The 11,824-nt window shown below is 66.1% G+C and carries 10 protein-coding genes; 2 read left to right on the top strand and 8 right to left on the bottom strand.

Going from position 1 to position 11,824, the window contains the following annotated elements:
• Positions 1-5 precede the first annotated feature (5 nt).
• From OF829_RS03600 to OF829_RS03575, 6 genes are all read right to left on the bottom strand, one after another.
• Entirely contained in the window at positions 6-2,459 is a 2,454-nt protein-coding gene (locus tag OF829_RS03600) for a glycoside hydrolase family 9 protein (protein WP_264938578.1), read from the bottom strand.
• A 279-nt stretch (positions 2,460-2,738) separates the two neighbouring features.
• Positions 2,739-3,476 carry an ABC transporter ATP-binding protein gene (locus OF829_RS03595; protein ID WP_264938577.1) on the bottom strand — a complete coding sequence of 246 codons (738 nt, stop codon included), beginning with the start codon at positions 3,474-3,476 and terminating at the stop codon, positions 2,739-2,741.
• 255 nt (positions 3,477-3,731) lie between these two features.
• Positions 3,732-4,502: an ABC transporter permease gene (locus OF829_RS03590; protein WP_264938576.1), complete on the bottom strand. Its 771-nt coding sequence runs from the start codon at positions 4,500-4,502 to the stop codon at positions 3,732-3,734.
• 210 nt (positions 4,503-4,712) lie between these two features.
• Positions 4,713-5,159, bottom strand: coding sequence for a cupredoxin domain-containing protein (locus OF829_RS03585; RefSeq protein WP_264938575.1), 447 nt, complete (start codon positions 5,157-5,159; stop codon positions 4,713-4,715).
• Between the two features lie 8 nt (positions 5,160-5,167).
• A complete protein-coding gene (locus OF829_RS03580; RefSeq protein WP_264938574.1) occupies positions 5,168-5,809 on the bottom strand; it encodes an SCO family protein in 642 nt (213 codons plus the stop codon).
• Between the two features lies 1 nt (position 5,810).
• Positions 5,811-6,866 (bottom strand): ABC transporter substrate-binding protein, encoded by a 1,056-nt coding sequence (locus tag OF829_RS03575; protein ID WP_264938573.1) that lies wholly within the window; start codon positions 6,864-6,866, stop codon positions 5,811-5,813.
• Positions 6,867-6,930: 64 nt separating this feature from the next.
• On the opposite strand from OF829_RS03575, the gene OF829_RS03570 reads away from it, so the two are divergent.
• On the top strand, positions 6,931-7,374 hold the full coding sequence (locus OF829_RS03570; RefSeq protein ID WP_264938572.1) for a copper chaperone PCu(A)C: 444 nt from the start codon (positions 6,931-6,933) through the stop codon (positions 7,372-7,374).
• Positions 7,375-7,487: 113 nt separating this feature from the next.
• The gene (locus tag OF829_RS03565) at positions 7,488-8,690 is read left to right on the top strand and encodes a diguanylate cyclase (protein ID WP_264938571.1); all 1,203 of its coding nucleotides are present in this window, start codon (positions 7,488-7,490) and stop codon (positions 8,688-8,690) included.
• 141 nt (positions 8,691-8,831) lie between these two features.
• Here OF829_RS03565 and OF829_RS03560 read toward each other — a convergent pair whose 3' ends face one another.
• Together OF829_RS03560 and OF829_RS03555 are read right to left on the bottom strand one after the other, a co-directional pair.
• The gene (locus OF829_RS03560; protein WP_264938570.1) at positions 8,832-10,241 is read right to left on the bottom strand and encodes a DUF1501 domain-containing protein; all 1,410 of its coding nucleotides are present in this window, start codon (positions 10,239-10,241) and stop codon (positions 8,832-8,834) included.
• The gene (locus OF829_RS03555; protein WP_264938569.1) at positions 10,238-11,821 is read right to left on the bottom strand and encodes a DUF1800 domain-containing protein; all 1,584 of its coding nucleotides are present in this window, start codon (positions 11,819-11,821) and stop codon (positions 10,238-10,240) included. The genes OF829_RS03560 and OF829_RS03555 overlap by 4 nt, the downstream gene beginning before the upstream one ends.
• Between the last annotated feature and the right edge of the window lie 3 nt (positions 11,822-11,824).

Here is an 11,824-nt window from a genome sequence, read left to right as displayed (position 1 = left end):
GGGAATCAGCGCTTCCCCCGCTCCTTCGCGACGTCATCCGCGGCATGGACCAGCGCGATATAGCTCGGCCCGAGGTTCACGACATATTCGTTCTCGCCCCAGAAGAAGGGCCATTGCTCGCTATTCTCGGGCAAGTCGGGCTTGATGATCAGCACGCCGGGGACGACGCCGCCGGCGATGTAGCTGAAATCGGCGCGGTTGCTGCCGTACGCGACTTCCTTCGAGACGGTGCCGACCCCCGAGACGAACGAGATGTCCGAGCCCGGATGGGTGCCGTGGAGATAGTCGAGCGCGCGGAAGACCGTGTCGCCGTTCGAGAGATCGGGGAAGGCGCGGTGGATGGCGTAGTCGGTGATGCCGAGGTTCACGACCAGCCCGTTGCCGGCCCAGCCGCCTTCGGTGATCGGCACGCCATAGGGATTGGCGCGGCCGAAGGGCGGGCGCTTTTGGAAATCGACGATCGCGGCGCGGATCGCGGCCTTGTAGCTCGCGGGCATGTGCGGGATCGCGTCGATCGCGGTGGTGAGGCCGAAGGGGAAGCGCTTGGCCATCGCCGGGAGCAGGGCGGCGACGCGGTCTTCATACTTCTTGTCGCCGGTCGCGACGAGCAATTCGACCGCGGCGCCGAATTCCTCCGAATCGATCGGGCCGCCGGTGGTGTTGCCATGACTATAGAGATCGGGGGCATGGCTGTGCTCCTCGTCCCAGATGCGCCTGGCGAGCGCGATGCCTTTGGCCGATAGCTCGGGGCGGAACTCCTTGAGCGCGCGCGACGCGGCGGCGATCGCGGCGATTGAGCCGTAATTGAGCGCCGAAACCTTGGTGGTGAAGGCCCAGCGGTCGTCGTCGGTGCCGGGCACGCCGTCGGTCTTCGACGCGGCGTCGCCGAGATGGGTATATTGCGCGACATCGGGTTCGACGATGCCGTGGATCGCGTGGCCGACCGCGCCGAACTGGGCGATCAGCTGGAGCGTGCCATGCTCGATCTGCTGGAGGATGTCGGGGGAGCCATCGGGGACGTGGATCTCGACATGGCGTTTGGACTGGTCGACGAGGGTCTGGTCGCGCAGCGGCTTCCACGTCTCCCAGATATCGACCAGCTCGCGGACGACGCCGTAATTGGTCTGGGTGCGCAGGTCGAAATCGCCCGCGTCGAGCCAGCCGCCGACATTGAGGCCGGGGATATGTTCGCCGGGCGCGAACCTGGTGTCGGTGGTGGGGCCCTGGGCGTAGAGGTCGATATGATCGTGATTGAGCGGGGCCTGTTTGGCGTCGTCGCGGTGGGGGTCGCCGTGCCAGACGCGGTACGCCTCGTTGACGAACATATGGTCCATCGCGACGGGCATGTAGACGTCGTTGGTGGGGTACCAGGCCCTGGCGTAGAGGTCCGGCGCGATGCGGAAGGTCGCGGTGCGGGTGCCGGAATATTCCAGGCAGTAGAGGCCGGGGGCCTTCACCTGGCTGAAGTCGAAAATGCGGTAGCTGTAGCGGAGATAGTCGCCCCAAGGCTTGGGCTCGGCGGCGGCGGCTTCGGTGAAGCCGCCATCGGCGTTCACGCGCAGCAGCTTGGCGGGGCCGGTGGGCGTGGCGTTGCGGTCGAGCTCGATCACCGCGACCTTGGCCTGTTCGGGGGTGTAGCCGAGCTGCGAATGGCCGATCACCGGCTTGCGGACATAATCGGCGACACTGTTGGGCGCGATCGTCCATTCGACGACGCGGCCGGTCTTGTTCGCGGGGAGTTCGGAGCGGAGGACGAACCAGCCATTCTGCGCCTGGTCGCGGCCGTCATAGAGGTTGATAGGCGCGTTGCCAGTGATGGTGACGCGGCGGTTGGGGTCTTCGGGGGCGAGGACGAAATTGCTGCCGGTGGCGAGGGGGAGGGGTTCGGCACCCGCGCCGATGTTGCGGCCGCTGGCGGCGTTGCGCTCGCCGCCCGAACGCATGTCCGATGAGGGGTGGAGCGGGAAGGTGCCGGGCTGGCCGTCGGCGAAATAGCTGTGGTGGAAATAGGCCGAGGGGAGAAATTCGAGGTTGAACCCGGCCTTGCCCGCGAGGGCGGCGGGGAGGGGCTGGTCGAGGATGACCGCGATCACCACTGCCTCGCCGCGGCGCTCGGCGCGGATGCGGTAGCGGAAGCCGTAATCCTTGTATTCGAGCACCGCCTCGATCGCGCCCCTCGTGGCATCGACATTGCGGCTGACGAGCGCGCCGATCGGGTCCCATTGGCCCGGCGTGGCGGAGAGGCGGACATCGCCGTTGGTGGCGGTACGGACGTCCTGCTGAACGATCTCCACGCCCGAGATTTTGGAGTCCGCGAACAGGCCGTCATACCAGTTGGAGAAGACGAGGACGTTGGCCCCGCGGGCCTCGAAATAGCCTTGCGGGCTGAGGCTCAGCGTCTGGGCGCTGGCAGGCATGGCGGCAGTGGCAAGCAACAGGGCGGCGGCGATGCGCTTCATGCGGTTTCCTCTCCGGCGGCGAGTGATTCCCGCTCGAAAGTTAGCGCTAACATGGAATGCGCGCGGAGCGAAAGCCGGGATCGGATTGGCTCAAAGTTGACACGAACTTGACACTGATCGGCGCCTTCGTTCGCGGCGCGCGGGAAGCAAAGGTAACACCAGGGTTACACTGATCGCGCCTATTGCCGCGCCAGTGCTTCGCGATGTCAAAGAGCGGCCCCAAGCTCCCGGGCGCGCGAAGCCAAGCAGGCAAAATCCAACATTTCAAGTACTTTGGCGCTAGAGCCCGAGTTCCTTGAGGATCGCTTCGCGCAATTCCTGCGCCCTGGGGTCGGAGAGCTTGCGCGGGTGCGGCATATCGACCTGGAAGCTGGTCTGGATCACCGTCGGGCGCGGCGACAGGACGAGGATGCGATCGGCAAGGAAGATCGCTTCCTCGACATCATGCGTGATCAGCAGCACGGTATGGCGCTCTTCGTCGAGGATGCGGCGCAGCTCGGTCTGCATCCTGAGGCTCATCAGCGCGTCGAGCGCCGAGAAGGGCTCGTCCATATAGAGGATCTCGGGCTTGACCACGAGCGCACGGGCGATCTCGACGCGCTTGAGCATCCCGCCCGACAGCTCGTGCGGATAGGCCTTCTCGAACCCGGCGAGCCCGACCAACTCGATATAGCGATGGGCGCGCGCCTCCTTGTCGCCATGGCGGGTGCCGCTCAGCGCGAACATCAGGTTTTCGTGGACGGTCAGCCAGGGGAACACCGATCCCTGCTGCGAGATCATGATCCCGTTGCGGCTCGGCCCGCTGCGCTCGACGCCGTCGATCCGGATCGTGCCGCGATCCGCGCGCTCGAACCCGGCGATGATGTTCATCAGGGTCGATTTGCCGCAACCCGATGGACCGACGATCGCGACGAATTCGCCGTCGCGGACGTCGAAGCTCACTCCGCCGACGACCGACAGATCGCCGAAGGACTTGCCGATGCCATCGACCGTGATCTTGTGAGGGTGTGTACTCATTCCCCGCGACGCCCGTGACGGAGCGCATTTTGGCGCACGGCTAGGAGTGAGGAGTGGAGCGATGGATTTCCATCGTGACCGACGAACGACGCCGCTGTGCGCCAAAATGCGCCCGCCGCTTCGCGGTCGCCCGGAGAAGGCCGCTGGCTGCGTCGCCGCTGCTTGCGCGTAGCTTCAGCTACGCGGCTGCGCACCGCTCCTTGCCAGCGGCCTTCTCCGGGCGATCCCGGGCATCGCGGGGAATGAGTACACACCCTAACGGACATAGCGCCACTTCACCGTTTTCATCTGCTCGAGCAGGCGGGTGGCGCCGTCGAGAAGCAGGCCGATCACGCCGATGATGATCATGCTGGCGATCACCAGGTCATAGCGGTTGCCGGCGTTGCGCGAGTCCATGATCAGATAGCCAAGGCCCGAATTGAGCGCGATCATCTCCGCCGCGACCACGACCAGCCACGCCACGCCGAGACCGATCCGCATCCCCACGATGATCTCGGGCAGCACCGCGGGGAACACGACCCGGCGGAACAGCACCGAGCGCGAGACCCCGAAATTCGCCGCCGCGCGCAGATAGCGCCGGTCGATCGTGCGCACGCCCACGGTGGTCTGGACGATCATCGGGAAGACCGAGGCGATGAAGATCAGGAAGACCGGCGACAGATTGCCGACCCCGAACCAGAGGATCGCGACGGGGATCCAGGCGATCGGCGAGATCGGGCGGAGCATCTGGAAGAGCGGGTTCAGCGTGTAATAGGCGCCGGGAACCCACCCCATCCACAGGCCCAGCGGGACGGCGACCAGAAACGCCAGCCCGAATCCGATGCCGACACGGACCAGCGACGCCTGGATATGGTCCCATAGCGTGCCGTCCTGCGCGAGGTCCCATGCGCCGGTGACGACCTGCCACGGCGTCGGGAAGATCGGGCTGTCGCTGCGTGCGACGACCGCCCACCAGACCGCGATCAGCAGCGCGATCACGAGCACCGGCGGCACGACCCTTGCCAGCTTGCTGTCGGTTTCCCTCAACGCTTCCCCCAAAGGCCGCGCCGGTCGGGTAATTGCCGCCGCAGCCCGGCAGTGTTGCGGCATCGCGGACGGATTTCACAACCTCGAAACCGCGGCCGGCACGGTGCCGCGCCTCAGTTTTTCGTGCGGTGGGCGCATTGTGTTGCGCGAGGGCAACAAGGTAGTAACGTAGTTACAATCCGGAGCTGAAGTGTAGCGCGCCGAAACGCGTCAGGCGCCGCCCATGAGCTTGCGGAAACGCCAGCTGAGTCTTTCCCAGCCCGGCGCGGGATTCGGATCGACAATGATGTTGAGCTGGCCATTGGCATGGGCGGTGCACTGGAAGCTGTAGGTCGATGCCTGCGAGAAGGGCAGGCGGAAGGTCTGGCCCGGCATGATCAGCGTCGGCCCGAAAATGTGCGGCGCGGTATCGGCGTTCTTGAAGACGAGGATGTCGTTGAGGCCGAGCGTCAGCCGGATCGTCTGCGGCAGGATGTCGATCTTCTCGCCGGCCATGTGGCGGGCGGAGGTGCCGCGCGGAATCTCGAACACCGCCTCGTGCGAGGCCAGCTCGATTGGCGCCAGCGCGGCCCAGCCGAGCCCGGCGAGCAGGACGGCCGCCAGCGCCGCCGCGATCGGGTGGCGGCGCAGCGGCAGGATCCATGAAGGCGGCTGCATATTCTGGCTCACTCCGCCAACAGCAGCCGGATATCATGCGCGAAATCGGCAGGATCATGCCCGAACGGCATCATCGCGCGCAGCTTGCCGGCGCGGTCGATCAGGAAGATCGACGAGGTGTGGTCCATGGCATAATCGGGACCCTCGCCGCGCCTGACGGCCGTAACGCCATATTTCTCGCGGACCGCCGCCAGGGCGTCCGGGGTGCCTGTGGCGCCGATGAAGCCAGGATCGAAGGCCTTGAGATAATCGCGCATGTGCGCCGCGTCGTCGCGCGCCGGATCGACCGTCACGAAGATTACCTGCACCGATGCCGCCGCCTTGCCGAGCTTGCTCCGAACCTGGGCGAGCGTTGCCAGCGTGGTCGGGCATACCGCGGCGCAATAGGTGAAGCCGAAGCTCAGCAGCACGACCTTGCCGCGATAGCGCGCCAGCGTCACCTCGGACCCGTCGGAGCCGGGCAGCGAGAAGTCGGGCGCCGGGTGCGGCGGATCGAAGATGCCGGCGATCATCCCCGCCGGCCGCGCGGGAGCCTGTACGGGCTTCACCTCCGGCCGGGCGGCATTGCGCGAGAGGAACGTGATCGCCGCACCCGCGAACAGCAGCAGCACGACCCCTGCGAGGGTCAGGAACCTCGGGTTCGAACCCACCTCAAAGCGCGATCGTCACGGGCTTTGCCGTCTTCGCGAAGCTGTCATCGACATATTTCGCGTAGGGAACGGGGTGCTTGAGGGTGCCCGCCGCCACCGACATGTTCATCAGATCGTCGAACTCCTGCGGGACCATGCGCAGGTCGCCATAGGTTACGCGGTCGGGCGGCTCCTTCATCACGAAGCGCAGGATGTTCGGATCCTGATTGAAATATTTGCGGCCCGCCGCGATCTGGATCGCGGTCTCGCGGTTCTGCGGCCGCGTGTCGAGCCAGGTGCCCGCGCCGAGGACGTGATTGACGAGGGTCTGGACCAGCGGCCGGTTCGACGCGATCAGCTCCTCGCGCACCGTCAGGACGCAGCACATATAGCGGGGCCATTCGTCGCGCGTCATGGTGAGCGGCCGGGCATAGCCGGCGCGCTGCGCCGCCGCGCCGAACGGCTCGCCGGTGCAATAGGCATCGACGCTTTTCGCAAAAAGGGCGGCCGGCATGTCCGCGGGCGCCATCTCGACGATCTCGACGTCCTTGGGCGTCATCCCCTCGCGCGCCAGCATCTTGCGCAGGAAGAGGAAGTCGACCGCGAAGCGGCTGGGAATCGCGACGCGCTTGCCCGTGAGGCTGCGGAAATCCCGGTAGGATGAATCGGTGCGGACCATGATAACCGCGCCCGAACGGTGGCCGATCGAGACGATCTTAACCGGCACCTTCTTGTCGGCGAGGTCCATCACCAGCGGCGCCAGCATATAGGCCGCCTGAAGATCGCCCGACATCAGCGATTCCTTGACCTCGGGCCAGCCGCTATATTTGCGGTACTCGAACTGCGATCCGCCGCGGTTGGCAGCCGCATTGGCGGCGCAGGCGACGGGCAGCGTCAGGTTGCAGGTCACCGCCAGGCCGCCGACCGTCAAGGGCTTGGCTGCGGCGGGGGAGGTGAGCAATTTCGTGGCGAGGATGCCCCCGGCGGCGACCGCGCCGACGCCGATCGCGCCGCCGATCAGTTTGCGGCGATCGATGCTCGGGCCGAGGCCTGCGGGAGAAGGGGGCTTGCTTTCCATGGCGCCGCAATAGCAAACCGCCGTCGGGTGGCACAAGGGCTGCTCAAGCGCTGGGGTGACGATCATGAGACGGCTGGCTTTCGCGTTGTTGCTGTCGCTTCCGGTCACGGCCTGCCAGCAACCGGCGGCACCCCAGGTCAAGGACGTGTGGACGCGCGACACCGTCGGCGGCACCGCGAACGCGGCTGTCTTCATGACAATCACCTCTCCGGCCGCGGACCGGTTGGTCGGCGCGTCCTCGCCCGTCGCGAAGAAGACCGATCTGATGACGATGGAAACCGGCAACGGCGCGATGGGCATGTCCTATGTCAAAGCCGTGGATCTTCCGGCCAATACTCCGGTGAGCCTGAATGCCGGCGGGCTTCACGTCTGGTTGGCCGAGCTGAATCAACCGCTCAAGGCGGGCCAGAGCTTCCCGCTGACGCTCAAGTTCGAGAAGGCGGGCGAGCGCCAGGTCACCGTGAGGATCATCAAGCCGGCCGAGGCGCCGCCGGTGTCCGGGACGTAACCGGGCCCGAGAACGGCGACTGAGGGGAATCCCATAGGGTCGTTAAGGGCTTCATTTACCTGCATCAATCTATGATCGACTCGGGCACCCAGGAGGGTGGCCGGAGTGAGCGTATGGTGCAGAACCCGCATGATCAGGATGCCGTCCCGGGCGGGCGGGGGCAGCGGCTGGTCTTCGGGTTCGGTGCGCTGCTGATCCTCGCAGCGCTGTTCGCCGGGATCGTCATCAACGCCAATCATGCCGCCGCCGAACGCCGCGAAGCGCAGGCATGGCACGTCCATACGCTCGAGGTGCTCCTCACCACCGCGACGATGAAGTCGGCGGTCAATATGTCGATCCGCGGCGAGCGCGGCTACCTGATCACCGGCGATCCGAAGTTCCTCCAGCCCTATCGTGCGGGTGCGCGTGAGGCGCCGGTCGCGCTCGAGCGGATCGCGGCGCAGACGCGCGACAATCCGGCGCAGCGGCGCAATATCGCGGCGCTGCGCGCGCAGGCTGCGATATTCTACAAGGTGATGGAGCGCGCGATCGCGCTGCGCCGCGCCGGCGACGAGGCGGGCGCAGTGGCCTTGGTGCGCAGCGGCGCGGGGATAGGCGCGACCGATGCCGTGCTTGCCGCGCTGGGGACGATCGAGGCCGAGGAGCAAAGGCTGCTCGCGGTACGATCGGCGGCGAACGAGCGGGCGAACGACGCGACCCAGACTTCCTATTATGCGCTTGTGGTCGCCGGGCTGGTGCTGTTGCTGGTTGCCGCGGCGGTGGGCGTTTCGACCGCCAAGGCGCAGAAGCGCGTGCGCATCATCGCCGAGCAATTGCGGCTGAGCGCGACCACCGACGAGCTGACCGGGCTGCCCAACCGGCGCTTCTTCATGCATTCGCTCGATATCGAGGTGGCGCGCGCGCGGCGCAGCGGGGCGCCGCTGTCGGTCGCGGTGGCGGATGTCGATCATTTCAAGCGGGTCAACGACCGCTATGGCCATGGCGGGGGCGACGAGGTGCTGCGCGCGCTCGCCCGGATCTTCGAGGCGATCATGCGCACGGGCGACGTGGTCGGGCGGCTGGGGGGCGAGGAGTTCGCGATCCTGATGCCCGATACCGACGAGATCCAGGCGCGGATCGCATGCGAACGGCTGCGCGGGGCGATCGCGGGGCGCGAGATCCGGTTGCCGAGCGGCGAGAAGATCGCGATCACGCTGAGCACGGGGATCGCGCTGCTGGTGCCGGGGGACGACCGCGACAAGCTGGTCAAGCGCGCGGACAACGCGCTCTACTCCGCCAAGGAGGGCGGGCGGAATCAGGTGAGATTGGCGGCTTGATTTTAATCTCCTTCTCCCCTTGTGGGAGAAGGAAGGGGCCCGCGCCGAAGGCGTGGGAAGGATGAGGGGGATCGAGTCCCACTCCCCCTCACCCTTCCGGCGCTTCGCGCCTCCCTCCCTCTCCCACGAGGGGAGAGGGATTCAAAGAAACCCCAGATTCCGCCCCTGGAAGTTGCCGATATTGGGCAGCACCGTCGCCATCTCGCTGTCGGGCACGCCGAACCAGTGCGCGAGCGTCGCGGCATATTGGTCGATCGAGGTGCTCGGCAGCAGCCGGCCCTGGCCGACCTGGTCGTCGGTGGTGGCGGAGACGTGCGGCGCGGTGCCGTAATAGCGGCCGCCCTTCACCGCTCCGCCGATGATGAAATGATGGCTGCCCCAGCCATGGTCCGACCCGTCGCCATTGTTGACGAGGGTGCGCCCGAAATCCGAGGCGGTGAAGGTGGTGACGTCGCGCTGGACCCCCATCTCGACCGTTGCGACGTAGAAGGCGGCGACCGCCTCGTCGACCTTGCTCATCAGCTCGTTATGCTTTTGCGACAGGTTCGAGTGGTGATCGAACCCGTCGAGGCTGACGAAGAAGATCTGCCGCCGCGACCCCAATTCCTTGCGCGCGCCGATCAGCCGGGCGACGATCTTGAGCTGGTCGGCGAGGCTGTTCTCGCCGGGCACGAGGTCGAAATTGGTGTTGAGGCTCACCTTCGACAGCGCGCCGTTGACGATCCCCTCCATCTCGATCGAGCGGCGCATGATCGTGGTGAGTTCGTTCTCGAAGGCGTGCTTGCTTTGCGCGGTGATCAGCTGGTGGAGCGCCTCCATGATCTGGGGCGAGCCATAGCCGGCCTCCTTGATGCCCTTGACCGGGATCGCGCCCGATGGGCTGATCTGGTACTGGAGCGCCTTGTCGCCCGAGACGAACACGGCGTTGCCCGAGGCGGAGATGCAGGTGAGCAGCGCCTGATCGTTGCTCGACAGCGCATAGTCGCCGATCCGGCCGCCCCAGCCCACCGTCGAACCCTCGCTGCCCAGCGCCTGCCAATAGGTTTGCTGGTCGTTGTGGCTGAACAGCTTGGGCGGGAGCGGATAGAGGGCGCGGTTCGAGCCGTCGAACTGGGCGCGGGTGACCGGCGTGATCAGCGAGCCGACATTGAGCAGGGGCGCGAGCTTGCCGCCGTCGAACAGCACCTTGAGCCGCGGCAGATAGGGGGCGAAGGCATATTGGAGGTCGTCGGTCAGCGTCTGCGGCTGGATCGGCGTCAGTGCGGTAGGGATCAGGTCCTTGCGCTGGAACGACACCCCGCCCCGGATGCCGAGGTAGCGCGCATGGTTCATCTTGTCGAAGGGGATCAGCGTGTTCGGATGGTCGTTGCCCCCGTAGAGGAAGACGCAGACCAGCGCCTTATAGTCGTTGCCGGGCGCGGTCGCGGCGGCGGCGTCGCCCATGCTGGCAAGGTTGAGCGCGAGCGGGGCGGCGGCGCCCATTCCCGCGATCTCCGAGGCGCGCTTGAGCATCGCGCGGCGGCTGACAGGGGTGGTGATGATGTTGGTCATTTCTGCACCAGATATTCGGGGGCGCTCATCACGAGCAGACAGGCGGAGGCGATCATGTCGAGCTTGTCCTTGTCGTCGCCCGCCGGGGTGATGCCCTTGCTCGCCAGCGCGGTCGCGATCAGCGTCACCGTCGCGGGCGAGAGCTGGTTCGCGGTCAGATGGAGGTTGAACCAGTCGACCACCGCGGCCGGATCATGCGCGATCGGCTTGAGTGCGAGATAGGTGGGCTTGAACTGCCAGTTGCCGAAGCGCAGCGCGGTCTGGAGGAAGTTGATATAGCCGGCGACGCTGGTCTCGTTGGTGATCTGGAATTCGGGGGCCTGCTTGCCGGCCTTGGCGATCGCGGTGTGCGGGGGGACATAGCCGGGGCGGAAGAAGTTGAAGACCGACGCGCTGCGCAACGGGCTCTGGCCGATGCCGGTATCCTCGCGCGACAGATTGTAGATCTTGTACTTGCCGTCGCCGGGATCGACGCCGACGGTGCGCGCCCAGCTGAGGATGCGCTGGACGGGCTCGCGCAGCTTGCCCGACATGCTGTCCCCGGGATCCGCCGGGGCAAGCGCCTCGGGATCGAGCAGGATCGCGCGCCACACCGATTTGAGGTCGCCGCGCACGCCCTGGCCATTGTCGGCAAAGACATCCGCGACGCGCTTCACATAGGCAGGGCTCGGATTGCTCGTCACCATGCGCTGGATCATCTGGCGGCAGAAGAAGGGGCCGACATTGGGGTGCGCGAAGAGGTGGTCGAGCGCCAGTTTGAGCTGGTCCGGCGCGGGCGTGCCCTTGGGGATGGTGAGGCCGAGGAAATTGACCTCGCGGCTCGAATGGTTCTTGGCCTCGAGCCGCATCGGATCGCTGGTGAATTCGGCCGTCACCACCGGGAAATTCTGCCACGCGACGCGCAGGAACTTCACCCGGCTCATGTCATGGTCATAACCGGTGAAGACATTGGCGAGGCTGGTCACATCGGCCTGGACATAGGTCTCGATCGGCTTGCCCGCGGTATCCTTCTTCTCGGTGCCGTCGGGGTTGAGCTGATAGAGGCCGATGGTGAAGAGCTGCATGATCTCGCGCGCGTAATTCTCGTCCGGCGCGCGGCCCGTTTTGGGGTCCTCCTTCAGATTGCCCTTGGTGTTGAGATACATGCCCATGCCGGCATTGAGCGTCACGCGCTCGAGCAGGGTGCGGAAATTGCCGAAGGCCTCGTCGAGCAGGATATTCCACCAGGCGGCCATGATATAGGGCGGCCAATAGCCGTCGATCGGATTGAGCGAGACCACGAAGAATTGCGAGAGCGAGAAGGCGCAGCGCTGGCGCATCTCGTCGGGCTGGGCGAGCAGCTGATTCCAGATCATGAAATCGCCCGCGGTCGGGTTGAAGTATTCGGCCTCCTTGGTGATCGCGTTGTGGCCCTGCGAATCGAGCCATGCCGCGCCCGATTGGCCGCGCGCCGATTTGACCTGGGCGTCGAGCCAGCCCGCATAGCCCTGCGCCTTGACCGCGGCGATGTCCGCATCGGTCGCGCCGAACTTCGCGCGCAGCAAAAAGCGCGCGGCCTCCGCATCGGTGATTGCAGCCAACGT

It is taken from the genome of Sphingomonas caeni, from assembly GCF_026013415.1.
In the GTDB taxonomy this organism is placed as follows: domain Bacteria; phylum Pseudomonadota; class Alphaproteobacteria; order Sphingomonadales; family Sphingomonadaceae; genus Sphingomonas; species Sphingomonas caeni.
The sequence above is the reverse complement of the archived record's forward strand: the minus strand, read 5'-3'. Positions and strand labels throughout refer to the sequence as shown.

What these genes read in the sequence shown, in the direction of transcription:
- OF829_RS03600 (WP_264938578.1), bottom strand. Translation starts at nt 2,459, where the DNA reads ATGAAGCGCATCGCCGCCGCCCTGTTGCTTGCCACTGCCGCCATGCCT.
- OF829_RS03595 (WP_264938577.1), bottom strand. Translation starts at nt 3,476, where the DNA reads ATGAGTACACACCCTCACAAGATCACGGTCGATGGCATCGGCAAGTCC.
- OF829_RS03585 (WP_264938575.1), bottom strand. Translation starts at nt 5,159, where the DNA reads ATGCAGCCGCCTTCATGGATCCTGCCGCTGCGCCGCCACCCGATCGCG.
- OF829_RS03575 (WP_264938573.1), bottom strand. Translation starts at nt 6,866, where the DNA reads ATGGAAAGCAAGCCCCCTTCTCCCGCAGGCCTCGGCCCGAGCATCGAT.
- OF829_RS03570 (WP_264938572.1), top strand. Translation starts at nt 6,931, where the DNA reads ATGAGACGGCTGGCTTTCGCGTTGTTGCTGTCGCTTCCGGTCACGGCC.
- OF829_RS03565 (WP_264938571.1), top strand. Translation starts at nt 7,488, where the DNA reads ATGGTGCAGAACCCGCATGATCAGGATGCCGTCCCGGGCGGGCGGGGG.
- OF829_RS03560 (WP_264938570.1), bottom strand. Translation starts at nt 10,241, where the DNA reads ATGACCAACATCATCACCACCCCTGTCAGCCGCCGCGCGATGCTCAAG.